Source organism: Rhodomicrobium vannielii ATCC 17100, assembly GCF_000166055.1.
Lineage (GTDB): Bacteria > Pseudomonadota > Alphaproteobacteria > Rhizobiales > Rhodomicrobiaceae > Rhodomicrobium > Rhodomicrobium vannielii.
In genome coordinates, this window is the sequence record NC_014664.1 from 1,751,702 (window position 1) to 1,776,197 (window position 24,496).

24 protein-coding genes are annotated in these 24,496 nt (G+C 62.9%); 16 read left to right on the forward strand and 8 right to left on the reverse strand.

Translation table 11 applies throughout. The annotated features are described in order from the left end of the window. The first annotated feature begins 47 nt into the window (after window positions 1-47). A complete protein-coding gene (locus tag RVAN_RS08060) occupies window positions 48-899 on the forward strand; it encodes a uracil-DNA glycosylase (protein ID WP_041788634.1) in 852 nt (283 codons plus the stop codon). Continuing rightward, window positions 896-2,005, forward strand: a complete 1,110-nt coding sequence (locus RVAN_RS08065; RefSeq protein WP_013419252.1) for a calcium:proton antiporter — start codon at window positions 896-898, stop codon at window positions 2,003-2,005. The genes RVAN_RS08060 and RVAN_RS08065 overlap by 4 nt, the downstream gene beginning before the upstream one ends. Before the next feature lie 26 nt (window positions 2,006-2,031). Here the strand turns inward: RVAN_RS08065 and RVAN_RS08070 are convergent, their stop codons facing one another. The 5 genes from RVAN_RS08070 to RVAN_RS08090 form a co-directional block, all read right to left on the reverse strand. Beyond that, window positions 2,032-2,709, reverse strand: coding sequence for an NnrU family protein (locus RVAN_RS08070; RefSeq protein WP_013419253.1), 678 nt, complete (start codon window positions 2,707-2,709; stop codon window positions 2,032-2,034). A gap of 103 nt (window positions 2,710-2,812) precedes the next feature. After that, complete coding sequence (locus tag RVAN_RS08075; RefSeq protein WP_013419254.1) at window positions 2,813-4,201, reverse strand: vWA domain-containing protein; 1,389 nt, start codon at window positions 4,199-4,201, stop codon at window positions 2,813-2,815. Continuing rightward, the gene (locus RVAN_RS08080) at window positions 4,194-5,303 is read right to left on the reverse strand and encodes an AAA family ATPase (protein WP_013419255.1); all 1,110 of its coding nucleotides are present in this window, start codon (window positions 5,301-5,303) and stop codon (window positions 4,194-4,196) included. The genes RVAN_RS08075 and RVAN_RS08080 overlap by 8 nt, the downstream gene beginning before the upstream one ends. A gap of 135 nt (window positions 5,304-5,438) precedes the next feature. After that, the gene (locus tag RVAN_RS08085) at window positions 5,439-6,437 is read right to left on the reverse strand and encodes a hypothetical protein (protein WP_013419256.1); all 999 of its coding nucleotides are present in this window, start codon (window positions 6,435-6,437) and stop codon (window positions 5,439-5,441) included. A gap of 254 nt (window positions 6,438-6,691) precedes the next feature. Further along, a complete protein-coding gene (locus RVAN_RS08090; protein ID WP_013419257.1) occupies window positions 6,692-7,744 on the reverse strand; it encodes a CBS domain-containing protein in 1,053 nt (350 codons plus the stop codon). 239 nt (window positions 7,745-7,983) lie between these two features. Between RVAN_RS08090 and RVAN_RS08095 the strand changes: the two genes are divergently transcribed. The 11 genes from RVAN_RS08095 to RVAN_RS08150 all read left to right on the forward strand — a co-directional run bounded on the left by RVAN_RS08095 (window position 7,984) and on the right by RVAN_RS08150 (window position 19,502). Further along, window positions 7,984-8,778: a methyltransferase gene (locus tag RVAN_RS08095; RefSeq protein ID WP_013419258.1), complete on the forward strand. Its 795-nt coding sequence runs from the start codon at window positions 7,984-7,986 to the stop codon at window positions 8,776-8,778. A gap of 158 nt (window positions 8,779-8,936) precedes the next feature. Next, window positions 8,937-9,953 (forward strand): acetyl-CoA carboxylase carboxyltransferase subunit alpha, encoded by a 1,017-nt coding sequence (locus tag RVAN_RS08100; protein WP_013419259.1) that lies wholly within the window; start codon window positions 8,937-8,939, stop codon window positions 9,951-9,953. A gap of 186 nt (window positions 9,954-10,139) precedes the next feature. Then, window positions 10,140-11,501 carry a L,D-transpeptidase family protein gene (locus RVAN_RS18870; protein ID WP_013419260.1) on the forward strand — a complete coding sequence of 454 codons (1,362 nt, stop codon included), beginning with the start codon at window positions 10,140-10,142 and terminating at the stop codon, window positions 11,499-11,501. Window positions 11,502-12,348: 847 nt separating this feature from the next. Further along, on the forward strand, window positions 12,349-13,212 hold the full coding sequence (locus RVAN_RS08115; protein ID WP_013419261.1) for a DUF1499 domain-containing protein: 864 nt from the start codon (window positions 12,349-12,351) through the stop codon (window positions 13,210-13,212). A gap of 399 nt (window positions 13,213-13,611) precedes the next feature. After that, a complete protein-coding gene (locus tag RVAN_RS08120; protein ID WP_013419262.1) occupies window positions 13,612-14,610 on the forward strand; it encodes a glutathione S-transferase family protein in 999 nt (332 codons plus the stop codon). Continuing rightward, window positions 14,607-14,867 carry a hypothetical protein gene (locus RVAN_RS20100; RefSeq protein ID WP_155942387.1) on the forward strand — a complete coding sequence of 87 codons (261 nt, stop codon included), beginning with the start codon at window positions 14,607-14,609 and terminating at the stop codon, window positions 14,865-14,867. Before RVAN_RS08120 ends, RVAN_RS20100 begins: the two co-directional genes overlap by 4 nt. A gap of 486 nt (window positions 14,868-15,353) precedes the next feature. Beyond that, a complete protein-coding gene (locus RVAN_RS08130) occupies window positions 15,354-16,334 on the forward strand; it encodes an RluA family pseudouridine synthase (RefSeq protein WP_013419263.1) in 981 nt (326 codons plus the stop codon). Between the two features lie 127 nt (window positions 16,335-16,461). Further along, the gene (locus RVAN_RS08135; RefSeq protein WP_013419264.1) at window positions 16,462-17,172 is read left to right on the forward strand and encodes an HAD-IA family hydrolase; all 711 of its coding nucleotides are present in this window, start codon (window positions 16,462-16,464) and stop codon (window positions 17,170-17,172) included. 54 nt (window positions 17,173-17,226) lie between these two features. After that, complete coding sequence (locus RVAN_RS08140; protein WP_013419265.1) at window positions 17,227-18,165, forward strand: alpha/beta hydrolase; 939 nt, start codon at window positions 17,227-17,229, stop codon at window positions 18,163-18,165. 429 nt (window positions 18,166-18,594) lie between these two features. After that, a complete protein-coding gene (gene fldA, locus RVAN_RS08145; RefSeq protein ID WP_013419266.1) occupies window positions 18,595-19,077 on the forward strand; it encodes a flavodoxin FldA in 483 nt (160 codons plus the stop codon). Continuing rightward, window positions 19,056-19,502 carry a DUF2023 family protein gene (locus RVAN_RS08150; RefSeq protein WP_013419267.1) on the forward strand — a complete coding sequence of 149 codons (447 nt, stop codon included), beginning with the start codon at window positions 19,056-19,058 and terminating at the stop codon, window positions 19,500-19,502. The genes fldA and RVAN_RS08150 overlap by 22 nt, the downstream gene beginning before the upstream one ends. 57 nt (window positions 19,503-19,559) lie before the next feature. On the opposite strand, the gene RVAN_RS08155 is transcribed toward RVAN_RS08150, so the two are convergent. After that, entirely contained in the window at window positions 19,560-20,453 is an 894-nt protein-coding gene (locus tag RVAN_RS08155) for a LysR family transcriptional regulator (RefSeq protein ID WP_013419268.1), read from the reverse strand. A 130-nt stretch (window positions 20,454-20,583) separates the two neighbouring features. On the opposite strand from RVAN_RS08155, the gene RVAN_RS08160 reads away from it, so the two are divergent. Continuing rightward, window positions 20,584-20,826 (forward strand): DUF1127 domain-containing protein, encoded by a 243-nt coding sequence (locus tag RVAN_RS08160; protein WP_013419269.1) that lies wholly within the window; start codon window positions 20,584-20,586, stop codon window positions 20,824-20,826. Window positions 20,827-20,906: 80 nt separating this feature from the next. Here RVAN_RS08160 and RVAN_RS08165 read toward each other — a convergent pair whose 3' ends face one another. Both RVAN_RS08165 and RVAN_RS18875 read right to left on the reverse strand, forming a co-directional pair. Then, complete coding sequence (locus RVAN_RS08165; protein WP_013419270.1) at window positions 20,907-21,248, reverse strand: hypothetical protein; 342 nt, start codon at window positions 21,246-21,248, stop codon at window positions 20,907-20,909. Further along, on the reverse strand, window positions 21,245-21,598 hold the full coding sequence (locus tag RVAN_RS18875; RefSeq protein ID WP_013419271.1) for a hypothetical protein: 354 nt from the start codon (window positions 21,596-21,598) through the stop codon (window positions 21,245-21,247). The genes RVAN_RS08165 and RVAN_RS18875 overlap by 4 nt, the downstream gene beginning before the upstream one ends. Window positions 21,599-21,755: 157 nt before the next feature. Here RVAN_RS18875 and RVAN_RS08175 point away from each other — a divergent pair, with 157 nt between their 5' ends. Together RVAN_RS08175 and RVAN_RS08180 are read left to right on the forward strand one after the other, a co-directional pair. After that, window positions 21,756-22,448, forward strand: a complete 693-nt coding sequence (locus RVAN_RS08175) for a hypothetical protein (protein ID WP_013419272.1) — start codon at window positions 21,756-21,758, stop codon at window positions 22,446-22,448. A gap of 211 nt (window positions 22,449-22,659) precedes the next feature. Further along, on the forward strand, window positions 22,660-24,483 hold the full coding sequence (locus tag RVAN_RS08180; protein WP_013419273.1) for a cation:proton antiporter: 1,824 nt from the start codon (window positions 22,660-22,662) through the stop codon (window positions 24,481-24,483). The last annotated feature ends 13 nt before the right edge of the window (window positions 24,484-24,496 follow it).

The following is a 24,496-nucleotide window of genomic DNA, read 5'->3' on the forward strand; positions in this document are numbered from 1 at the left end:
CCCCGCCAACTTGATTATTCGTCTAAACCGTGGGCAATCTCACCGGCATGCGCGCGCCTTCGGAGAATGCTGAAATTCTGCTCGAATGGTATCGAGCGATGGGGGTCGACGAGACCATCGCCGATGAAACGCGCGACTGGCTTAGCGAAATTCCCCGCGCAGAGCAGCCTTTACCTAAAGGTATAGACGTTGACGCAAACGTCAACCGGAAACCGCTCACGCGAGAGCGGGCGGATTTGACGCACCTCGCAGCACCCACGCGCGCCGCGCCCGTGGAACTGCCCGCCTCGAACGACGTCATGGCGGCCCGCGAACTCGCCCGCAGCGCCAAAAGCCTCGAAGAATTGCGCGCACTCCTCGAAAGTTTCGAAGGGTGCGGCCTCAAGGCCACCGCGAGCCGCCTGTGCCTATCGCGCGGCTCGCCCTCCGCCCCGCTGATGCTCATCGGCGAAGCGCCCGGCAAGGACGAAGACCGGCTGGGCCAGCCCTTCGTAGGCCGCGCGGGTCAACTTCTAGACCGCATGCTCGCCGCCATCGGACTTACCGAAGCGGACTTCTACATCACCAATATCGTGTTCTGGCGCCCGCCCGGCAACCGCACGCCCTCACCGGAAGAAGTGCTGGTGTGCCAGCCTTTTGTGGAAAGGCAAATTGAACTCCTCGCGCCTAGGATCGTTGTGTTCCTGGGAAATGCTGCGGCCAGGCAGCTCACCGGAGCGACGGAGGGAATCATGAAGCTGCGCGGAAAATGGCTGGAACTGCCGGGGCACCCTGGCGTGCGCGCGATGGCGACGCTTCACCCGGCCTATCTCCTGCGCACGCCCATCGCCAAACGCCTGGCCTGGCGCGACCTGCTCGCGGTTCGCGCGGCGCTCGACGCACTTGACGGCCGCTCATGAGGCCGCTCGCAACGGCCCAGCGCATCGGCTTCGTCGACGTGATGCGGATCGTCGTTCCGGTTGCGGCGCTGGCGCTCTACGCAGCCATCACCTTCCTCGGCGGACAGGCGATCAAGGACCAGCCGCCGCTGTGGCTGTCGCTCGTCGTCTTTCCCATCCTGTTCGCAACCGTCATCGCGGCGGTCGTCAGCGCTGAGGAGATCGCACACGAAATCGGCGAGCCGTTCGGCACGCTCGTGCTCACTATTTCGGTGACGATCATCGAGGTGGCGCTCATCATGTCGATCATGCTGGAGGACAAGGGCAATCCCACGCTCGCGCGGGACACCGTGTTCGCGGTGGTCATGATCGTCGCCAACGGCCTTGTCGGCATCTGCATGCTGGCGGGTGGGCTTCGCTATTACCAGCAGGATTTCGAGGCGAAGGGCGCGAACGTCTATCTTGCCGTGCTGACCGCGCTCTCGATGCTGACGATGGTGCTGCCGAATTTCACCGTATCGTCGGCTGGACCCGTGCTGACCACGTCGCAACTCATCTTCGTGTCGATCGTCACGCTGCTGCTTTACGCCTTGTTTCTTTACATCCAGACAGTGCGGCACACGGAATTTTTCACCGCCAATAGCGAACATAACGGCGACGAGAAAAGCGGGCACGGTCTTCGCGCCCGCGCGCCGCTCCTGCTCATCGCGTCGCTCGTGGCGGTGGTTCTGCTCTCGAAGACATTCACCGCCTCGTTGCAAGGCATCCTGACGGACCTCGGCGCACCGGAGCCGTTCCTCGGCTTCCTCGTCGCGCTGCTGATCCTCTCGCCGGAGGGCATCACGGCGGTTCGCGCCGCGCGCATGAACGAGCTTCAGCGGTCGATCAACCTCGCGCTCGGCTCGTCGCTCGCCACCATCGGCATGACGGTGCCAGCCGTCGCCGTCATAACGATCTACACGGGCAAGGATCTGATCCTAGGCCTCGGCTCGGAAGCGATGGTGCTCCTGTTCCTGACGCTGCTCGTGAGCGTCTACACCTTCGGCACGGGGCGCACGAACATCCTGTTCGGCTTCCTGCACCTCATCATCTTCGCGACGTACATCTTCCTGATCTTCGTGCCGTGACGGCTTGAGCCGCTACTGTCCGAGCGTTAGCGGAGCGCCGGAACGCCCGCGATCCACGCGTGAAAATGGAGCGCCGCCGCCCAGACCGCGACACCGATGGCAACGCGCCACCAGCCGAGTGGGGCGAAGCTCAGATGCGCGCGTCCGTCGACGATGGCGGCAAAAGGTATGAACGAAGTCCTGGCCTCGAAATCGGCCCAGCCGGGCACAGTCGCCCGCTTTCGCCGCTGCTGAAGCCAACTGCCGATCAACGCGGTAGCCGCGAGCGCACCGAAGAAGAGGAGGCCGCGCACCGTCCCCTGCGAAAGAAGGTGAGCGACGGCCCATATGGCGAACCCCCACATCACGGGATGACGCGTGATGGCGAAGATGCCGCCCGATGCGTCACGTTTTTCGAGCACCTTTTCCGCTCCTGGCGAAGAGGGGTTAGGCGTCAGCAACCCGCCCACGAGCAGAATCGAAGCGAAGAGAATGAGACCCGCCTTCAGCCAGATCCACCAGACGGGCATGGACAAGAGCTTTTCGCCGGGTGACGCCGCGTTGAACTCGACAACCGCCCAATAGAGCGCGGCCAATGAAAGGATCGAAAACACCGCCGAATACACGCCCTCACCTGCAATCGCGACCGAGCGGCGCCGCAGCGGCGTTGACGGGAAAAGGTGCAGAAAGAAGAAAGCGGATGATGCCGCAAGCAAGCCGTTCATGGTCCCCTCCGAGTCACATCGCAGGTCCGAACGATTACATGGGTTTTAGTCTTGCAGGAAGTGGCACACGCGTCACGTGAAAGCGACGAGGCAAAGGCTCGCGTCAGCTGAGCACGATCTTCCGGCCGAACGGCACGGTGGCGTTGGCGAAGGCTTCCGGCACCGCCCAGAGCACGGGAAAGCGCGGACGGAAGCGCGCCGCGCCATCGAGGTCGGTCAGCACCACGGCGATGTCGGGGCAGTATTTGTCCGCCTCCATGAGGAGCGGCGTGAAATCCGTGTCGCCGCGCCCGTCGAACTCGATCTCGCGCAGGTTCGACACGCCCGGCTCATAGCGCACCACCTTCCTCACGCGGTCGTCGCCGATGATAAGCATCAGCCCGGACTCCTGCCGTCGCGTGATGGCCTCGATCTCCAGCGCGAAACGGTCGAGAAGCTTCTCATCGACCGAGCCCGACACATCCACCACCACCACGAGGCGCGGCACGGGCTTCGCGAGGCTGAACCCCGGCTCGAACGGCATGCGCCGCGTGCCCATGCGCCCCTGATTGGCGATGTAGGAGCGCGCGGGCCGCGACCACGACAGGTCGAGCTTCTTCGACAGTGCGCGGGCAAGCTGCGAGCGAAGCGCGCGCTCCCACGGCGTCTTGATCTTCGGCAGATCGGCGACGAGCGCGCGCAACATCGAGTGCATGCCGTCGCTGGCGTGGCTCCGCTGGATGCGCTCGCTCCATTGCAGCGCCGCTTGCGCCTCGGCTTCGGGGGGGGCGTCGGGATCGGGCGTCGGCACGAGGTCGCGCAAGACACCGGCGCCCTTCGCTCGCGCCGCCGCCGCTTTCGGGCCATCCTTGCGCTCGTCGGGCTTCGTCTCTTGTGACGCCTGCTGCGTTTCGTTGCCGTTTTTGCCGTCCTGACTTTCCTCCGAACCGCCCTGCTTCTCGCGGCGCTGATCGCGCTTGCCGCCATTGTCGGCCTGCTGACGGTCGTCGACGGCGCGATAAAGCCGCTCCACGTCCCATTCGAGCAACGACTTCTGCACGTCCTCGCGGAGGCCGAGCGTATCGCGCAGAAGCTCGTCCAGATAAACCGAGCGGTGCGGCAGCCTCAGCCACGTCAGATGCGACAGCGAGCTGTTGACGATGGCGTCGGCGCAGATGTTGAAGAGGTCGAGATCGACATCGCCGATGAGTTGCTGCAATTCGAGATAGCGTTGCGGATGGCGCAGCGCGATGTGCAGCACCTCATGCGCCACGAGGCCCACCTGTTCCGCGACCGGCGTTTCCGTGAAGGCCGGGCCGTAGCGAAGCGTGGTGCCATCCGTGGAGACGACGGGCGCGGCGGGGTCGGCCACGTCGAGGTGCTTCACCCACAGCGCGAGGCCGCCGGTCGAGGGCGCGAACTCCACCATGCGCTGAATGGCCCGCGTCCCGCGATGGCCGGGCGGCAGGCCCGCACCCGCGCCGAAGTCGCTTGCGCCGCTCCCGTCAGGCATAGGTCGGCTCCTTCGCGCGGGCCTCCGCATAGCGGCTATAGGCTGGGCTTTCGAGGATCGCGCCCTCAAGGCCGGTCGCCAGCGCCTTTTGCATGATGAGTTCCATCGCGAGCGTCTGCACCTCGCGAAGCGGCAGGCGGATTTCCGCCCTCACGTCGGGCAGTTGCTCCACGATTTCGAGCGTGCGGGCGACGCTTTCCGAGTCGACGCAGGCCGCGAGAAGCCCGTAGGTCATGCCGTAAAGCCCGTCGAGCGAGCGCGGCAGCAGTGCCACCGTCTCGGCGCCGGGCTTCGCCGCCATGAGCTTGAAGACATCGACGCTCGCCTGGATCTCGCGCAGCACCCCGAAGAATTCTGCCGCGTTGGAGGCGCCGATGCGGCCCTGCACGAAAATGCGCTTCGCGTGCTCCGACATCTCCGACTTCAGCACGTTCGAGATGTCTTCCCAGCCGCGCGGGCTGGAGCCGATAAGGTGGTCGTTGGAAAGCTGCGCCTCGGTGTCGTCGAGCTTGTCGGGCCGCACCTTGAGATAGGCCATTACCTCGGGCGCGAAATTGTTGGCCATCGCGTATTCGAGGAAGGCGTCGATCACCGACTGCACGTGGAAATGGAACATCCGGTCGGCGAGAGCGGTGCCCATGTCGTGGCACACCGCACCGTGGAAACTGGCGTTGCCCGCCGCGACCACCTGCCAGCCGTCCGGCAGTTCGTAATGTCCCACGCGGCGGTCGAGGATCAGCGAATAGGCCGAGATTTGCAGGCGCTGGTCGGCGGCAGTCAGCTCGTCGAGGAACAGGATGCCTTGCGGCTGATCGCGTCCGGGCAGGAACTCCGGCGGAAACCACACCGTCTTCGCGAGCGTATCGTCCGCGTAGATCGCGCCGCGAATGTCCACCGGCTCGATTGTGGTGAGGCGAAGGTCCACCAGCGGCACGCCGTAATGGGCCGCGACCTGCCGCACGATGGAGGATTTGCCGACACCGCGCGTCCCCCACAGCATCGTCGCCCTGCGGCGCAGGACGGGGTTGGCGAACTGCTCGATCAGCGCCGCCTTCGCGGTCGCGATCGAGACGGGGGGCACGTTCATCGGGTTTCCGGCCATTCCTCACCCTCGGCGCAAAGTTAATCAGTGTACTTGCAATGCACAGATAGTTATCTTGTTCCCCTAGTCTTTCGGCTGTAACTCGCGCTCTGGCTTGCCTCCGTTACTTTTCTCGGCGCGTATTATCGCGCGGCCTCAGGCCGGCTCCGGGTCCAGCATCCATTTCGATGCTTTAAGCCGACGTGGCAGCGGCGGGATTTCGATCTGCGGCAGCCTGCGCATGCAAAACACCGACACCATGAGAAGCGGCGGCGCGTTGAAAATCAGCATGCGCAGCAACGAGTCCTCCGATAGTTCGAGCCGTGAGGACAGCGCGGCGAGGCCGATCAGCGTGAGCGCGATCAGCAAGGGGAGCGAGCGGCGGAATGCGACGCCCCAGCGCGCCTTGTAAAGCCGGTCGTGGAAGCGCGCGGGCGCGTCCTCGAAAGTCTGCACGAGATGCTCGACCATCTTGTCGAGGTTCAATTCCGCCCGCCGACTGCGGTCCGGCTCGCGACCCGACGTCTTGAGAATGGCGCGCCACGTATCGCGCCGCTTGCGGAGGAGGCTCCAGTTCCAGCCAAGCACGGCGAGCAGGTCTTCCGGCAGACGCAGATGCGCGCCTTCAGGCGGGTCGATCTCGATGATCGTTTCGGGATCGGCTTTCACTGTCGGCGCGGTGGCCTTCACGGTGAGATCGCCAAGCGTCGCCGCCATGTGGGTGAGGGCTTTCTGCGTCGTGGGCTGACCGGTGGGCGTCTTGCCGCTGCCGCGCAGGAGCCGCCAGCATTTCACCATCTTGAAGCCAGGCCCGAAGCGGAACTGGCTCGACGACGGCACGGTCTCGAAGCAATCCAGCATATCGGCGAGATCGCGGCCCTCGATTTCGAGCCGCGCCTCGAAATTCTCCGGCGCGGTCGAACACACGGTCGTTCGTTTCAGCTTGTGCGGCGTGGCGGTGCCGCTCGTACAGTAAAGTTCGAGCGTCTCGGTATAGGCGGGCGCACCCTCTCGTTCGCCGAGGCGTTCGACCGGTTTGAAGACAAGTCGTCGTTCCTGCCGGTTTGTGGCCTGCAAGTCGGGATGCAGTCCGCGGCGAGTGAATGGCGCGACGAGGCTCAGGATTTCATGATGCGAGAGAGGATGCAAAGCCAAGGTTCACTCCGGTCAAACAGGTGCGGCCAGCAGCCGGAACGCCGTATTTTCGAGCCGTGAGAGCCTTTCTCCCGGACCGTTTCGTGACCGGCCGCGTTTGGATCATTCTAAATGATTTTAACCTGTACTCGAAGCCAACAGTTCCAACAGTGCCGTTATTGCACGTGCTCTGACGGTTAAATTTACGTGATCGGAGGATATAGTTTTCTGGCTCAGCTTGAGCTTGGATCGTCTTCGATCTACACGCTGGGGATCTACACGCGCACGCTGGCAAGCTGCCGCATGAAGCGCGTGAACCGGCGAAGCTGCTGCAGTTCTACCGGCTCGATGCCGTCCGGATCGAAATGCATCACGTCGTTCCTGATCTTGCGCACCGCGTCGAGCGACTGGCAGAAGACCTCGCGCTCGATGTCGATCCCGAGTCTGCTCCAGTTCGGCGGCAATTGCAGAAGGCGGATATACTCACCGAATGACAGATCCGCGACGGTTTCGACGTAGGCGACCCGCGACGCGTCTGCCGGATTGCAGGCGGTCTTGAGTTCGTCCGCTGAAAACGCGTTGCCGATCATGTTGCGGACCAGATTTTCGATCTCGCCGAGGAGCAGGAACGGCTCGGTCAGGTCATGAAACTGGAGGCTCAGATCGTTCGCCGTGACGATGCCGGTGATGCGCCCATCCACGCCGCGCACGAGCACGTAATCGTTCGCGACGATGGCCTGGATCGCATCGAAGATGGAAACATCGGATCGCACCTCGTGATGCGGTTCCATCGCGTCGCCGACCAGTGGCGCTGGCCGGTTCAGGACCATGCGTGTGCCGACGGAGCGCCAGCTCAGCATGCCCAGAACTGTCTCCTCGTCCGTCATGACGGGAAGCTGGGAGTAGCCGCCCAGCATCATGATCGTGACGGCCTGGGCGACAGACTTGTCAGGCGGGACGGAGACGATGCCCTGGTTCGCGGCGGCGAGCCTGCCGACCTTGTAGGTCGCCTCGCGGGTCTCCCAGCGGCCCGGCGGAACGGTCTCGGGCGCTTTCTGCGGTTCTTCGCCGGGCACCTTCGGCTCGAAATTGACGAAAATGCCGTTCCCTTCGGAAAGGACGAATTTGATCGGCGCGTCGATCCAGACCGTCTCGAAATCGGGCACGGTGCACACGCCCTCTTTCGCGAGTTCGTCGCGGATGTTCTGAACGATCCTGTAGCGCCGGCGCTGGGCGTCGAACCAGCCGAGAAATGTCCGGACGCTGACTTCAGGCGGGGTCTGTCCCGCGCGGAGATCACTGGCAATGGAGCTGATACGCGTATCCAAGAAACACCCCTCGAAAATATTTGCGAATTAAATAGAAAATCACCGACTTTGCAACTTGAACGACGAGACGTTAGAAGCATTCCCGTTGCGTCATTTCGCGGCATCGGTGGAGCGTTTCGCTGCGACGACAGAGCAACGAGCCTTGCGCTTTGGCCGCGAGAGAGGGAAACAGGGGCGGTTGGCCCGCTCGTCCCGGCGACGGCGCCCGTCTCTTTTCAGGAATCCCAAGTGAGAACCCCATGTCCCGCAAGGGCATAATCGCACGCCGCTTCTCGGAAAGCGTCTCGACCTACGACGCCAACGCGGCGCTTCAGGAGACGGTGGCTGCGCGCCTCGCCGAGTTTCTGCCCACCGCGAACGCGCCGCGCGTTCTCGAAATCGGTTGCGGCACCGGGCTTTTCTCGCGCCATCTGCTCGCGCGCTATCCTCGCGGCCGGTTCCTGTTCACCGACATCGGCCCCGACATGGTTTCGCGCTGTCGTGAAAACATGGCGGCGGCAGGCGAACGGGACGCGGAAATGACGTTCGCGGCGATGGACGGCGACCGCCCGGCCGTTTCCACCGGCTTCGACCTCGTGGCCTCAAGCATGACGCTGCAGTGGTGCGACGATCCGCGCCGAAGCCTCGAAAACTGGCGGCGACTGCTGAATCCCGGCGGACGCATCGTGTTCGCCACCATCGGCCCCGGCAATTTTCCCGAATGGCGCGAGACACTCGAAAGCCTTGGTGAGGCCATCGGCCTGCTCGATATGCCCGCGCTCGACTGCATCGTGCGGGAGGAAACCATCACCGCCGAATATGGCGACGCGGCGGGCTTTCTCCGGGCACTGCGAAACACGGGCGCGCGCCAGCCGAGGCCCGGCTATCGGCCGCTGTCCCCAACCGCGCTCAGGCAGGCGCTGGCAGCATTCGATCGCCGTCACGGGGGCTGCGTCACATGGCGCATCGTCTATGGCGTTTTCAGCGCGCCCAGTGCTCAGGCGCAGACGTTTGGTCCACATCGCTGCACGCTCCAAGCGAACGCATGCGCCTGAAAAGCACTGGCAACGAATTGATTTACCATGCAGTTTTCGAATTTTACATTTGATGCCGGTGCCAACAGCGGGTGTGGATCAAATGTAAAATTCACTGCACTAGTCCCCGGAAATGAAGGGGCGGCGCCGGAACGCGCACTAGCCCTTGCCAGCCGCCCATGCTAGGCAATGGGCAAAATCACCCGCTTCTCGTTCCAAGCTCCAAGGCCATGCGCACCTATCTCGACTTCGAAAAACCTATCGCTGAACTCGAAAGCAAGATCGCGGAATTGAGCGCGCTCGGCGAAGGGGAAAGCGGCGTCTCCATCAACGATGAACTCGCCAAGCTCCGCGAGAAGGCGCAAACGGCGCTTCAGGAAACCTACAAGAGCCTCGATCCCTGGCAGAAGACGCAGGTGGCGCGCCATCCCGCGCGGCCGCACTCGGTCGACTATATCCGCGAGCTTATCGCCGATTTCACGCCGCTCGGCGGGGACCGCTATTTCGGCGAAGATCTTGCCATCATCGGCGGGCTCGGCCAATTCAACGGTCGCACTGTGATGGTGCTCGGCCACGAAAAGGGCGCGGACACGCAAGGCCGTCTCCGGCACAATTTCGGCATGGCGAAGCCCGAAGGCTACCGCAAGGCCGTGCGTTTGATGGAGCTGGCGGACCGTTTCGGCATTCCGGTGGTCAGCCTCGTCGACACGGCGGGAGCGTATCCCGGCATCGAAGCCGAGGAGCGCGGTCAGGCCGAAGCCATCGCGCGCTCGACGGATTGCTGCCTGTCGCTTTCCGTGCCGATGATCGCGGTCGTGATCGGCGAGGGCGGCTCCGGCGGCGCTATCGCGATTGCCGCTGCGAATCGCGTGCTGATGCTCGAACACTCCATCTACAGCGTGATCTCGCCCGAAGGGGCCGCCTCGATCCTCTGGCGCGACAGTTCCAAGGCGCGCGATGCCGCGACCAACATGAAGATCACCGCGCAGGATCTCCTCCAGCTCGGCGTGATCGATCAGATCATTCCCGAGCCGGTCGGCGGCGCCCATCGCGAGCGGGAAGCCGCCATTCGCAATGTGAGCGACGCGCTCGAACGCGCCCTTTCCGAATTCGAATCGCAGGAGGGTCAGGCCATCAAGAAGCAGCGGCAGGATAAATTCCTCGCTATCGGCCGTACCTTACCGGCCGCGCGGTAGGCTTGCCCGTGGGGGTGTGTCGCATTTTAGCCTCAATATCACTGCCAAGTCTCTGTTGCAGAAAAGGAATCAAGGGCTTACAACTCCAGGATGCGATCACTAAAAAGCACACGCAAGATGCAACCTCTTTTTAACCCAGACGGCCGATGCTCACCTGACAGCGCCACCGCGCAGAGGAAAGGCCTTATGAGAGTTGCGTTGCGTTTTGCGTCGGTTGCGCCGCTGTTGCTGGGCCTGACTGGGTGCCTCAACCTCTTCGGGTTCGGCGGCGACGCCGAGAACGCGGTCCCGCCAGCGGAGCGCCAACTTCCCGCGTCGACCCAGGCGATGCTCGCCATCAAGGGTATGCGGACCGATGCTCCGATCTTCATCCGCATCTTCAAGGAAGAGTCGGAGTTGGAAGTCTGGAAGTTAAAGGACGGTCGGTTCCAGCATTTCCGCACCTATCCGATTTGCGCGTGGTCCGGCACCCTCGGCCCCAAAATTCAGACTGGCGACCGGCAGTCTCCCGAGGGGTTCTATACCGTCACCCGCGGCCAGATGAACCCGCGCAGCAATTATTACCTCGCTTTCAACATCGGCTATCCGAATGTCCACGACCAGGTGAACGGCCATACGGGTTCGGCGCTGATGGTGCACGGCAACTGCAAGTCGGTCGGCTGCTACGCGATGACCGATGCCTATATCGAGGAAATCTACATCCTCGCGCGTGAGGCATTCGACGCGGGCCAGACGAAATTCCATGTGCAGGCTTTGCCCTTCCGCATGACGGCCGCGAACATGGCGAAGCACCGCGACAACCCGTGGTATGCGTTCTGGGCGCGGCTCAAGGAAGGCTACGACTCGTTCGAGGCGAGCGGCAAGCCGCCGATCGTGAAGGTTTGCGGCAAGCAATATCAGGTGAACGTGCAGTTTCCCGGTGTTCCGGGCGATCCCGCGCCCGACGGTCCGTGCCCGATCTTCGCCAAGGTCGATCCAAGAATGCTACCCGGAGTCGATGGCGTGCCGCAAACTGTTCTGGCCAACCTGAACAGAGCGCCCGACGCCGCGCGGCCACAGTCTGGCCAACCGGTCGCCGTGGCCGCGGTTGCGCCGCAACCGCCGATGCGCTCCTTTACGCCGGCGTATTCGCAACCGGCGGCCGCATTCGCCAGCGCGCCGCAGCCGTCGGAGACCGCCTCGCTCGCTTCCATGTCCGCGTCACCGGTGATCCGGACGCCAGCCAGCAAACCCATGTCGATCGCAAGCATGCAGGCAACGCACACCGCGCCCCAGGCTCCCGGCGTCGCGCCCGCCTCAGGCCCGGCTTTCGCGGCCGCGCGCATCGAACAGGAAAGCGGCTCACAGCCTGTGCGGTATCAGTTTGGGACCACAACAGCGCAGGCTCCGGCACCCACCGCGCAGCAGAACGCGGCCATGTCCGATCCCGACGCGCTACAGAAGACCAACCGCTCCGGCAAGGGCGGCAAGCTGGCAGCTCAGCCTGACGCTGTCGAAAACACAACACCGGCTCCGCCTCCGATCATGCTGGGATACACGCAACGCTGACGTTCCGTCTCCTTGTGCTGAGCTTTGCGCGATAAATTGGTCGCCCGGAGCGCGTCGGCGATTACCCCAGTCGAATGTTCCGTATGCTCGTGGCCACAAAGCGCATGCGCGGCGCACCGCGATCCGCGCGTTTTCGAGCGTGGCCCGAAAGCGTCGTCATTATCGCCGGAGCAACGCAAGAGCGGTACGCCGTCGGCTCAACGAAGAAGCACTTTGCTCCGCGTTGCCCTCGGTCCTACATCAAGCGAGCGCGCGATCGTGCAACCCGAGGCGTCGCGGGCCGTATGTCAGCAAGATCGAACGGCAGTTCGAGTTGTTCGACCGGCATGCTCGCCGAGGGCTTGCTCAGCAAGCCGTTGCCGCTTTCTTCTCGCGCAAGGTTCGCGACAGATTGCGACCCCACTGTCAGGACGGAACGCAGCACCGGCTTCGGCATCGCGCCGCTTCGAACAGCTTTCGCCCTCGCGTCAAGAAGCACCGCATTGACGATTGAACCAAGCTGCCGCCATTGAATTTCTTCAGCCACAGTCGCACTCCATCGTTTACTAAACTAACTCACACTCATACTGTCCTGCCAATGTTTGTCGATTCGTCGGCTTAATTGCGACAGTGCAAGCGAAATCCCCGGTTACATTTTCGAAAGACGGTTGGCAAATCCCGCATCCGAAGCTAAGGCACCGCGAAGCATATTGCGATAAGGTGACGGCTGACCGAGCGGGAAGGCGCGCGATGTTGTTTCGTTGCGGCGCCGAACACTGCGGCAGGATGGCGCGCAAACCGATGGAATGACGGCGAAGCGGCCGCGCTTCAGCCGAACGATTTTGGAACGGCACGGCGGAGAGGAACTTTGCGTCTTTACGAAACCCTTTCGAGACGGGCGGCGTGGAGTTACCGGATCGCAGCCCTTTCTGTCTTTGTTTTTGCTGGCGCTTTTGTCTGGCATCGCTTCTTCGGCCTTGCAACTCCGCTGGCGTTCAAGATCATGGGGGCCGCGATCGCCGGGGCAATCGTTGCCGTGGTTGTGGCGATCGCGGCACTTGTCACGATATGGAACAACGGCGATCGGGGAGCGGGCCGCGCGACAACCGCACTTCTACTCGCCGCGCTCGTACTCGCGGTTCCGCTTTGGTCGTTGCCAGCATTGCTTACGCTCCCTCGCCTTTACGAAGTGACCACCGATCCAGCTGCACCTCCGGCCTTCGATCGCGTTGCCAGAATTCGGCAAGGTCAGGCAAACCCGACGCGCTACGAAGCCGCTTTCGCACCACTTCAGGCGCAGGCCTATCCTGACTTGAAGCCCCTCGTGATCCAACGCCCGCTCGTAGATGTCTATACGTCGGTTCGCGATGTGGTGAAGACGCTTAACTGGAAGATTTTGGAGGAACAGGCTCCTGAGACGACCAAGGCGGGCCACATCGAGGCCGTGGAAAAAACACTCCTTTTCGGGTTCATGGATGATGTTGCAATTCGCGTGACCGGCAACTCAAAGTCGGCTCGCGTTGACGTCCGCTCGTCCTCGCGCTTCGGCCAGCACGACCTCGGCCGCAATGCAGAGCGAGTGCGTCGGTTCTTCACGGAGGTGAAAAACCGCATCGCCGCGCTGGAACGTCTTGAGCGCATGGAACGCGTTGTCGCGGCCCGGCAGGCGGAAGAGAAAGAAAAAGCGAAGACCCCGGCGAAGCCCGCGAACCGCAAGCGGGACACCAATTAACCGAAAGCAAAGCACTCATATTCATACCGCTGACAATCAGGCTTCTTCGGTCGATCGTTTCCGAACCTGCGGTACGGCCGTTGCACCGCCTTCGTTACGAAGCTTTTCAGAGCCTTTTTGCGCTCCCTATAAACATTTCCTAGACACGTCAAAGGGGCGATCGAGGAGGCGAATTGATGCATCAGTCTGTCTACCCGACCGCGCCTTTTTGCCCTGCATATGCGGCGCACACCGCCCCCAGTTCTTCCCAACTTCAGGAACTTGAGCACCATTTCAGGTTTACCTTGACTCGCGCACCACGATAAGTACAAAACGATACGCAAAGAGAACGTAGGCAGAACTTAACGTCGTACGCCGATCATGTCAACCGCGTATAAATGTTGCGAGAGGAGTTGCACCATGGGGCTTCTGGTCGATGGGGTGTGGAAGGATCAGTGGTACGATACAAAGTCCTCCGGCGGCCGCTTCCAGCGCCAGAAGAGCCAGTTTCGCAACTGGATCACGCCCGATGGAAGTTCTGGGCCCAGCGGCGCAGCGGGGTTTAGGGCGGAGCCTGACCGCTATCATCTTTATGTTTGCTACGCCTGTCCATGGGCGCACCGCACGCTGATTTTCCGTGCGCTGAAGGGGCTCGATCGCTTCATTCCGATTTCGGCGGTGAACTGGTATATGGGTTCGGAAGGATGGACGTTCGAACCTGGTCCCGGCGTCATCCCCGATACAGTTAACGGCGCGACGCGTCTCCATGAGGTCTATACAAAGGCCGATCCATCCTATTCTGGCCGCGTCGTCGTCCCCGTGCTTTGGGACAAGCATCAGCAGACGATAGTAAGCAACGAATCGTCCGAGATCATCCGGATGTTTAACTCGGCCTTCGACGGTATTGGCGCAACCGCCGGCGATTATTATCCGGAAGCGTTGAGGCCAGAGATCGACGCATTGAACACGGAGATTTATGATCACGTGAACAACGGCGTCTACAAGGCAGGCTTTGCTACCTCGCAAGAGGCTTACGAGGAGGCCGTGCGGCCCTTGTTCGAGACGCTCGACAAGCTCGAAGCGCGGCTCGCTACGCACCGTTATCTTTGCGGCGACCGTATAACGGAGGCGGACTGGCGGCTATTCACGACGTTGCTGCGCTTTGATCCCGTCTATGTCGGCCACTTCAAATGCAACATCCGCCGCATTGCGGACTATCCCAACCTCTGGGGCTTTACGCGTGAACTATATCAATGGCCGGGCGTAAAGGAGACGGTTAATTTCCAGCATATCAAAGGACATTATTATCAGAGCCACATGACGATCAATCCGACAGGCATCGTGCCGGTTGGACCCGAAATCGACTACGCGGCGCCACATGGCCGCGACGCGCTTTCGGGGGCGGGCGGCCTAGCATGAGACGGCCACCAGCATCCCTCGCGTATCGCCCGGTGCTGTGCTTCAGGATGCGAGGTCATGCACAATCGGCGAGGCGTTTCGACCGGCCGGGGTTTCGTGAGGCCGCTATTCCCATCCCGATGCGCGCCGCCGCTTTCCTGATTGATGACGGCCCTGATCCAGACAATGGGGATGCCGAAGCGTCGGGACGCCTCGACAACGAAGTCGTCTACCGTCTCCCCTCGCGTTTCGCCGAACGCGGCCGCTCAGCCGCATAGCCGCGATCGCTTCCGTAACGGGGCGTTTGGCTGTACGCGTCGCGGCCGAGGGTGGGTAGGCCTGGATGGCATTGCCCGGAGCGGAAGAGCAAGCCCCGAACGCGCAGCTGCCGCTCCTCAACCCGGCCGACCGTCGGTTGACCGAAAGCCAGAACCACAGGCAGGGTCAGAATCAGGGCGCGGAACGATGTCATGGTTTCAATTGCCGGATTTTTGAGGCTTGGGAGGAGGGCGAGCGAGGTGATAGCTAAAGGCAACCTACTTGCGCTTGATGCAATTTCAATAAAACATGCGTGGTGAGAAACCGTTAACGTTTCGGTCGGGTTGGCATCGGCATGGCTCGCAACCGGCCGCGCCTGAGGCGGCGCCGGCGGCACCACGAGGGCGTCGCCAGGATCGCGCCTCCGCCGAGGTCGGCGGTCAACCCAAGTTGCCGCTTTACTTTACCCGCGCGGCGCGGCCAAACTGCGCGCGAGGAGTTCCCATATGACCATCGAAAAGCGTGCGGTCCGCACCGACGACGACGGCCTTCGTCTCGACCGCTGGCTGAAAAAAAATTACCCGACCCTGCCGCATACCCTCGTGCAGAAGCTTGTCCGCACCGGCCAGGTTCGCGTCGACGGCGGCCGCGTGAAGGCGGATAGCCGCCTATCGACGGGGCAGGAAGTGCGCGTGCCTACGCATTTCGCCGAGCCCGAGAACGCGCCGCAGCCGTCGCTAAAGCCGCCGCCGGGGCTGTCCAAGGCCGACCGCGATTTCATCGAGCGCATGATCGTGTTCGAGAACGACGAGATGTTCATCCTAAACAAGCCGTTCGGTATCGCGGTTCAGGGCGGCACGAAGACCACGCGCCACATCGACGGGCTGCTCGCGGGCATGGCTGACCGCTTCGGCGGCGAACGCCCGCGCCTCGTGCATCGGCTCGACCGCGACACGACCGGCATTCTCGCCGTCGCGAAGGATCGCCAGACGGCGGCGCGGCTTGGCCGCCTGTTCCAGACGCGCTCGGTGCAAAAGATCTACTGGGCGATCACGCGCGGCATCCCGAAGCCGACGCAGGGCAAGGTCGAGGCCGCGCTCGTGAAGGCGTCAGGGCCTGATGGCGACCGCGTGCGCAAGGCGCGCCCCGGCGAGCAGGAACTCGCGCAGCACGCGACGACGTTTTACTCCGTCATCGACCGCGCGGCGAACATGGCCTGGGTGTCGCTGAAGCCCGTAACCGGCCGCCAACATCAGCTTCGGGCGCATATGGACATTCTCGGCACGCCCATTCTCGGCGATCAGAAATATGGCGACGGGACCGAAATCCCGATCGAAAACATCGAGCGGAAGCTTCACCTTCACGCGCGGCGACTGACGCTGAAAGATCCGAAGCTCGGCGAAATCGACATTTCCGCGCCGCTTCCATCGCATATCGCGCAGACGTTCGAGCTTCTCGGATTCGACGCCGGGCGTTACGGTGAATAATTGTGCATAACAGGTATGAGTCTAACGTTTAGCTTCACGCGGCGTTAGCCCGGCATAATGTAGATCGTGCACTCTGGGGGATGATTATCCGAACGGGGCGGAAACTGAACCTTCGCAGGTGCGAGATATGGCATCAACTCCTACGCTTATTGTTTTCGACTGTGACGGTACACTTGCCGATAGTCAGCATATCATCGTCGAGTCGATGAGGTTTTCTTTTCAGCATCTCGGGCTGGCCCTGCCTCCGCGCCATTCGATCCTGCGCACCGTCGGCCTTTCGATGGCGGAGGCCATCGCCAGTCTCGCCCCCGACCTGTGCGAAGCCACGCGCGACGACATCATCGCGACCTATCGCAACAAGTGCATGCAGCTTCGCAACGCCCGCCAAAGCGAACCGATGTTCCTCGGCGCGGCGCAGCTCCTGTCGAGCCTTGCAGCACGCGACGACGTGCTCCTCGGCATGGCGACGGGCAAATCCCGACGCGGCGCGCTCCGCTTCATCGAGGAAAACGGGTTTTCCGCGATGTTTTCAACGGTACAGACTGCCGACGATGCGCCATCGAAGCCCCACCCCACCATGCTGTTCCAGGCGATGCGCGAAACAGGCATCCCGCCACAATCGACGATCATGATCGGCGATACCTCCTACGACATGCTAATGGCGGCGTCGGCGGCGAGTGCCGGAGTGGGCGTTACGTGGGGGTACCATTCCGTGGCGGAGTTGACGCGGGCGGGAGCTCATCTCCTTGTTCACAGCTTCGCGTCCCTTGAGAAGGCGTTGTGTCATGCGTTGGAAGGCGGGCGCTTGCGTCCCTTCTGCAGGGAAGTGGCGGCTTGACCGCTGCGATCCGAGTGAAGTCGCTCCCGGCGCCGGTGTTGCGGGGCGACAAGCATGACTTTCGACCCCGATACGGAAAAACTGCTGGACAACCTCCGGCGCGCGAAGCCCCTCGCCACGCAGGATGTTGAGGAGGCGCGCGAGGCCTATCGCCAGAAATGCCAGCGCCTCGGCGGCGACGCGCCCGCCATGTCGGAGGTCAGCGATCATCAGGCGGTCGGGCGCGGCGGACCGCTTCGCGTTCGGCTTTACCGCCCCGAAGGCGTTGTCAGCCCCGGCGCCGCGCTCGTCTATCTTCACGGCGGCGGCGGGGTCATCGGCGATCTGGAAAGCCACGACAGGATTTGCCGCCGCATCGCCGCGCTAACGCCTTGCCGCGTGCTCGCGGTGGACTACCGGCTCGCGCCCGAGCACCCCTTTCCGGCGGGGCTCGAAGACGCAATCGCCGCCATTGGCTGGGCTGCGGCCAACGCGAGACTGCTCGGAATCGACCCGGCGCGCCTGTCCATCGGCGGCGACAGCGCGGGCGGAGCGCTCGCGGCGGCCGTCTGCCTCGACGCACGCGAGCGTGGCCCGAAGATCGCTTCGCAGGTGCTCGTCTATCCGAGTACGGACAGCACGCCGCAGGTCAAGCTGTGGCCGTCGCGCATGGCCTTCGCCGACATGCCGCCCATCGACAGGGATGCGCTGCGATGGTTCTCGACCAAATACATGCCGCAGGACGCGGGCATCGACCGTTGCGACGAACGCCTTTCGCCGCTCTATGCCCGCAGCCTCAGGCGCCTTCCTCCTGCGCTCGTGCTGACGGCCGAGAACGATCCGCTTCACGATGAAGGCGCAGCGTATGCGGACCGCTTGCGCTGCTCGCGCGTCGCGACCGATTACCAGGACTTCGCGGGACAGATCCACGGCTTCATCGAATATGGCGGCGTGCTGCCAAGCGCTCGCGAGGCGGCGAGCACGGTGGCCACGTGGCTTCGCGCGCGCTCTTGAAGCAGCGCGGGCTAACCGTTCGACGCCTTCGAGAGCCGAAACTCCGCCAACACGCGGCGCGCAAAACGGCATTCCTTCGCTTGCGGCGAAGGCGGAAGGTAATGCCGTTTCAGCTTCGAAAAATAGCAACCGGCTCGCGCCGCGTGATCTGCACGCAAGAGAAAGCGCACCCAATTTGGAATTGTTCTTTAGAACTGTTCTTTAGAACGATTATTCGTTCGTCGCGCGTTTTTTGATATGGCGAATTAGAACTATTATACATCCATGAAATAATCGAAGATATAAGCGATATATCGTGGTTTTATATTTGAACCGGCCAACGCCATGCGCTAACTTCTTAAGCGTTGGTGTTCGCGGTTGAACACGCGCGGCTGCGGGGTCTTGCTGCCGCTTTTCTTCTGCTTTGCGACAGGGTGAAAAGTCCAGACCATGAGTGTGAACGTCATTTTCGGCTCCGACGGCGGCGCGACCAAAGCTGTCGCCTCCAAGATCGCCAAAAAGCTTTCCGGCAAAGCCATCGACATCAAGGACGCGACGACGGCTGACTTCGAAAGCCCGAGCCTTCTCATCCTTGGCTCGCCGACCTACGGCAACGGCACCCTCCAGACCGACTGGGAAGACAACATCGAGAAGCTGACCTCCGCCAATCTCGCCGGCAAGAAGGTCGGCATCTTCGGCACGGGCGATCAGGAGGGCTATCCCGAGAGCTTCGTGGACGCGATCGGCATCCTCTACGACTACGTGATTGACACGGGCGCGGATGTCGTCGGGTTCACCGACACGGTGGGCTACAACTATTCCGGCTCGACCGCCGAGCGCGACGGCAAGTTCGTCGGCCTGCCTCTCGATCAGGACACGCAGTCGTCCAAGACAGACAAGAGGATCACGGATTGGATCAGCCGTCTGACGTAAACGCGGGCGTCATCCGCGTCTTCAATCACCACCTCTACGAGCTTTCTCGGGGCATCAGGCCACTCAGCATGCTGACCATGACGAAGGCGGCGTCGGGGGTCGTGGTGGCGCGGCTCGTGCGCGAAGGTGTTGCGTATTATGTGCACGAAGCCTGCCCCACGAAGCTGAACGTCGTGTTCGGCCGCCCGGCGGCTGTGGAAGCGGCGCGGCGGTTCCTTACCGGGCCGCTGTGCGATCTGTCGCCCGAGCATGATTTCATGCTCGGTATTCTCCTCGGCTACGACCGCGAGCAACAATGCGTGCGCTACCTCGAAAGGTCGACAGCGACGGGAGCCCCGCAGGTGCTTTCCGCGCCGGATTTCGACGATACGGCCACAGCATGGCTCGATGCCGCCGTCGAAGCGAACCCGGAGCGCGCGCACTGATCGCGCGCTTCGTTTTCGCTCAGGCCAGACCGACGCGCACCGCCCGCATGCCGCTCGTCACGCGCTGATGTTCGTAAGCCGGTCGCGGATTTCGGGCATCGCCGGATGCGGCGGCTTATCCTTGTGCACGATCAACCCGAGCTGCCTCACAAGCGGCGGCGATAGCGGCCGTGCCACGATGCTGCGCCCGAGATAGAGATCTTCCCTGTTCTCGATGGCGAGGATCGCAACCCCGACGCCCGCCGCAACCATCGCCTTCAGCGCCTCTGAATTGCCGAGATACAGCGTCGGCTTCGGGTGGAAGCCCTGCGCCTCGAACCAGCCGACCACGAGCCGGTGCATCTGCGTCGTCGGCAGATCCAGAAGGAGCGCGCGCTTCTTCAGATAGTCGGCGGTGATCGTGGCCGGCAGGCCCGCGCCTTCGTGCACCGGAAAAACCGCCATGAGCGGGTCTTCGCGCACCTTCGTCACCGAAACCGGCGCCGCCTTGTCGATGGGCAGCGCCACGAGGCCGATGTCGAGTTCGTTCGCCGCGACCTTTTCCACGATGACGTGCGACAGGTCGATTTCGATGGAAACTTCGAGTTCGGGGTGGGTGCGGCGCAGTTCGCTCAGCAGCCTCGGGAGCAGATAAACGCAGACCGTTATGGTCGCGCCGAGCCGGATCGGACTCATCCAGCCGTCACGGAAGCGGCCCACCGCGAGCACGGCCTCCTCGGCGTCGGCGACCAGCCTCGCCCCACGCCCCGCCAGTTCCTTGCCCGCGTCGGTCGCGAAGGCGCGCTTGCCGAGCCGCGCGACGAGTTGCACGCCAAGCCGCCCCTCAAGCTCCTTGATCTGCTGGCTCACGGCGGGCTGCGTCAGGTTGAGAACGCGCGCCGCCGCCGTGAAACTTCCTCGTTTCACGACCTCCAGAAAGGTCCGCACCTGATCGAGATTGAGATCGCGCACGCGAAAGACCCAAAGCGCTGCTTATCGTTACGCAAACAATAATCGATTTCATTTATCGAAGGAAGGGGAGCATATCTGGTGCCCGCCAGCGTCGGCGGAAAAGCGGCGCAGGAAATTGGAGACCAGTACGATGACAACGATGAAACACGCTCACCCCTTCAGCGATGCGGCCGCGACCTCGGCCACGGAGACGGGCGGCTTCTTCGACAAGGCGCTCGGCCTTTTGTCGTCGGTTAAACGCCGCTGGAGCGAGGAAACTGAAATTCGCCAGGCAGTCGCCGAACTCGAACAGCTCGACGACCGTGCGCTTCGCGACATCGGCCTCAACCGCTACGATCTGGAAGATAGCGTTCGCAAACATCACGAGCATTGAAGCATGGTCCGCAAAGCTGACGCCGCTTTGCCGAAAAGAAAAAGGCGGGACAATCGCCCGCCTTCAAGCTTGGCCATCGCTCACGGATAGCTCGACACCATGCGATGCGAGGCTTCGAGCGTGCGCCATATGTCGATCGTGAGCCGCGCGTGCGCCCGCGCCGCCTTCAGTTCTTCGAGCGCGGCCGCCGCCCTCGCCTCCTCAGCCAGCGCTTCCGCATAAGCCTCGCTCGCATAGGCCTCGCGCTCCTGCGCGGCAACCGTCAGGTCGGATGCGGCTTTCATGGCGAGTGCCTTCACGCGCCGCACGTTGCCTTCCGCGATCAGCGCGCGTTCGATGAGCACGCGAAGCTCGGCGGCGCTGCGTCCGTCGAAGTCGATGGCATTCATCAACTGCCGGTCCGTCACCATAGCCTTCTTCACAGCCCGCCCGCCCCGCGCGACATGCGCTTCTCTCCGAAGCCGCGCCGCGCAATGGCGGCATTCGATGGCGCGGCGCTCTCCAGGTCATTCGCGAGCATTTCTTCCAGCGCTTCATATTCCCGGCGCAGAGACGCGCAGATATTCAGGTGCCGGTTGACGTCGTAAAGCCACGAACCCGCCTGCCCGCGCGCGATCTCGGTGCGCCTCGCCGCCTTGAGCTTTGCAATGATGGACAGACGACCGTTGAGGCTCGTATCGCCCGCCTCGGCTTCGCCAATGCCGAGAAGATAGGCGAGCGCCTTGCGCCGCTTGATCTCTTCCGGCTCGAAAGTCCCGTTCTGTACGCCCACAGATAGTCTCCCGAAATCGCAACAACTGTTCCGGGTGATAGGGGAAAGCGCTTTAACCTTCGGTGAATCGAAACCGGGAGGAAAACGGCGCCCACGCAAATTGCGCTTGCGTGCTTCTCCAATTTTACGAAAATCCCATTCAACTGTTGGGGACGCCATGTTCGAAGTCATCCGCGACGCGCTCATCTGGCTCATGAGCTGGGTTCTGGACAAGCCGCCTCAGGGCGGGGAAGCGTTCAGGCTCCTGTTCCTGATCGGCTTTTCGGTGTTCGCCACCTGGTTAAGCATGTACTGGCGCGATCTCGCCTATCGCTCCCGCACGATTCGCCGGAGGCTCAAGCCCGAGGAGCGCTATGCGGGCCGCTACTTTCAGGCCGTCTGGCAGAAGGGCGACCTGCGCTACGCCTTCGTGAATATCTTCTTCGACTGGCGGGCGCGGCGCTACAAGGCGGCTGGCCGCGCCTATGGAGCCGATGGCGCGGAATTGGCCTCCTTCGCCTCGTCCTATGTGCGCTTCCCGTCCGAAAAGGATTCCGAGATCGAATTCATGTGGAAGAGCAATTCGGGCGTGTCGGGCTATACGCGCCTCGGCATCGAGGACTCCGACGAAGACCTGATCCAGGGCGATGGCCTCGTCGTGCATATCGACGGCGAAATTTGCAGCTATCAGATGAAGTTCAAGCACATGCACGACCGCTACGTGCGCGAGGCGCTCGGCGTCGCGGTCCCTAAGGATTCCTCGCAGGAGCCGAATTTCGTGCGCCTCTTCAACGTGCGCTATGGCCCGGCTGTGCGGGGCGGCTTCGCCTCCGCGCCCAAATCCGATCCCGAGCCAGCAATACCGGCGTAACGCGAGCGGACCCGCTTCCCGCCGCTCCGATCGCGGGCGGCTCAAATCCGCGTGCGAACAATCTCTTATCCCTCGCTCGTGGATCGGCAAGTTTCTTGCTATGCTCGCCGAGCGTGCTAGCCGCGGACACTGCCAACGGCTGAACGCGAGCGCGTCTTCGTCCGGCTGGCCGGTTCGAGGCTCCCCTCATAACGAGGCTGAAAGGCACGGCATGACCACGCCCCTGGGCGGCGAAATTTATGGCGATGCTCTCGTGGTGCTTGGTACCGCGGGCATCGTCGTGCCGCTGCTTCGTCGGCTCGGCGTCAGTTCGGTGCTCGGCTATCTCGGCGCAGGCGCGATCCTCGGCCCGTACGGACTCGGCTCGCTGCGCGCGGACTATGGCGTCCTGCCATGGATCACGATTTCAGACACGAAGTCGCTCGGCGGCATTGCGGAACTCGGCGTCGTGTTCCTGCTCTTCACCATCGGGCTCGAACTCTCGTATAATCGGCTGCTGACGATGCGCCGTCTCGTTTTCGGGCTGGGCTCGCTTCAGGTGGTCGCCTCGACGGCGGTCATCGCTGCGATCTGCGCTGCGGCGGGGCTCGACCTCCGGCTTTCCATCATTCTCGGAGGATGCCTTGCACTGTCCTCGACCGCCATCGTGGTCGACGTGCTCGCCTGCCAACGCCGCCTGGCGACCGCCACCGGGCGCGCGAGTTTTTCGATCCTCCTCGCGCAGGATCTCGCTGTCGTGCCGCTGCTCCTTTTCCTGCTGATTCTCGGGTCGAGCGCCGAAGCGTCCGTTTACGAAGCGCTCGCGCTGGCGCTCATGAAGGCCGCCCTCGGCCTCAGTTTCATCCTGATCGTGGCGCGGCTTTTCCTTCGGCCGCTGTTCCGACTCGTGGCCTCGGCCGGGTCGAGCGAGCCTTTCATGGCGGCGACGCTGTTCGTGGTGGTGGCGACGGGCGTGACCGCGAGCCGCGCTGGGCTTTCCATGGCGCTCGGCGCGTTCGTGGCCGGGCTTCTGCTCGCCGAGACTGAATACAGGAAATCGGTCGAAATCGCCATTGAGCCGTTCAAGGGCGTGCTGCTCGGCCTGTTCTTCTTCACGGTCGGCATGGGGATCGATTTCCGCGAAATTTTGCACCATCCCGGCCTTGTCTTCGGCGCGATCGTCGCCCTCGTGATCGTGAAGGCCGCGATCGTCCTCGGCATTGCGCCGCTCTTCAGCGTACCGATTCCCGCCGCGCTAGAGACGGCGCTCCTTCTCGGACCAGCGGGGGAGTTCGCGTTCGTCGGCCTCGGGCTTGCGGCTGGACTGAAACTGATCCCTGCGGAAATTTCCGGGCCCGCGCTGGCTGTGGTCTCGCTGTCCATGGCGTTCATTCCTCTCCTCGATATCGCGGGGCGGAAACTGGCGGAGCGGGCGGCGGCGAAGCGTCCGAGCCTCGACGCCGCTCTTTTCGCCTTGCCGGAGACGGAGTTGAAGGACCATGCCATCGTCGTCGGTCATGGCCGCGTCGGGCAAGTGCTCTGCTCGCTCCTCGAACGGCACCGCTTTCCGTTCATCGCGAGCGACAAGGATCCGGATGTCGTTTCCCATCACAGGCGTCTCGGCCGCGAAGTCTATTATGGCGACGCCGCCAATCCCGCGTTCCTGAATGCCTGCGGCCTGCAACGCGCGTCGGCTCTCATCATCACCATCACGGCGGGCGACCAGATCGTCGGGATCGTGAAGACCGCCCTGAACCTCAGGCCCGATCTCGTCATCCTTTCCCGCGCCCGCGACGCGACGCATGCCCATCAGCTCTACGCCATCGGCGTGACCGACGCCGTGCCCGAGACGATCGAAGCGAGCCTTCAGCTTTCGGAAGCATCGCTCGTGGCGCTCGGTATCCCGGCGGGTCCGGCCATCGCGTCGATCCACGAGATGCGCGACGAATTTCGCGCCGAGTTTCAGGACGCGGCGCGGAGTTCGGGGCGGCAGGTGACGCGCGCGATTCGCCGCAAGACGCTCCGCGACCGCGCGCCGAAAAGCGCCGAGCCGTAAGAATTTGCCCGGA

Bases quoted from the DNA above. Each gene is read 5' to 3' on its own strand.
- RVAN_RS08075 (WP_013419254.1), bottom strand. From the start codon at position 4,201: ATGCCTGACGGGAGCGGCGCAAGCGACTTCGGCGCGGGTGCGGGCCTG.
- RVAN_RS08160 (WP_013419269.1), top strand. From the start codon at position 20,584: ATGACAACGATGAAACACGCTCACCCCTTCAGCGATGCGGCCGCGACC.
- RVAN_RS08140 (WP_013419265.1), top strand. From the start codon at position 17,227: ATGACTTTCGACCCCGATACGGAAAAACTGCTGGACAACCTCCGGCGC.
- RVAN_RS08120 (WP_013419262.1), top strand. From the start codon at position 13,612: ATGGGGCTTCTGGTCGATGGGGTGTGGAAGGATCAGTGGTACGATACA.
- RVAN_RS08060 (WP_041788634.1), top strand. From the start codon at position 48: ATGCGCGCGCCTTCGGAGAATGCTGAAATTCTGCTCGAATGGTATCGA.
- RVAN_RS08080 (WP_013419255.1), bottom strand. From the start codon at position 5,303: ATGGCCGGAAACCCGATGAACGTGCCCCCCGTCTCGATCGCGACCGCG.
- RVAN_RS08130 (WP_013419263.1), top strand. From the start codon at position 15,354: ATGACCATCGAAAAGCGTGCGGTCCGCACCGACGACGACGGCCTTCGT.
- RVAN_RS18870 (WP_013419260.1), top strand. From the start codon at position 10,140: ATGAGAGTTGCGTTGCGTTTTGCGTCGGTTGCGCCGCTGTTGCTGGGC.
- RVAN_RS08070 (WP_013419253.1), bottom strand. From the start codon at position 2,709: ATGAACGGCTTGCTTGCGGCATCATCCGCTTTCTTCTTTCTGCACCTT.
- RVAN_RS20100 (WP_155942387.1), top strand. From the start codon at position 14,607: ATGAGACGGCCACCAGCATCCCTCGCGTATCGCCCGGTGCTGTGCTTC.
- RVAN_RS08135 (WP_013419264.1), top strand. From the start codon at position 16,462: ATGGCATCAACTCCTACGCTTATTGTTTTCGACTGTGACGGTACACTT.
- fldA (WP_013419266.1), top strand. From the start codon at position 18,595: ATGAGTGTGAACGTCATTTTCGGCTCCGACGGCGGCGCGACCAAAGCT.
- RVAN_RS08100 (WP_013419259.1), top strand. From the start codon at position 8,937: ATGCTAGGCAATGGGCAAAATCACCCGCTTCTCGTTCCAAGCTCCAAG.
- RVAN_RS08095 (WP_013419258.1), top strand. From the start codon at position 7,984: ATGTCCCGCAAGGGCATAATCGCACGCCGCTTCTCGGAAAGCGTCTCG.
- RVAN_RS08180 (WP_013419273.1), top strand. From the start codon at position 22,660: ATGACCACGCCCCTGGGCGGCGAAATTTATGGCGATGCTCTCGTGGTG.
- RVAN_RS08065 (WP_013419252.1), top strand. From the start codon at position 896: ATGAGGCCGCTCGCAACGGCCCAGCGCATCGGCTTCGTCGACGTGATG.
- RVAN_RS08175 (WP_013419272.1), top strand. From the start codon at position 21,756: ATGTTCGAAGTCATCCGCGACGCGCTCATCTGGCTCATGAGCTGGGTT.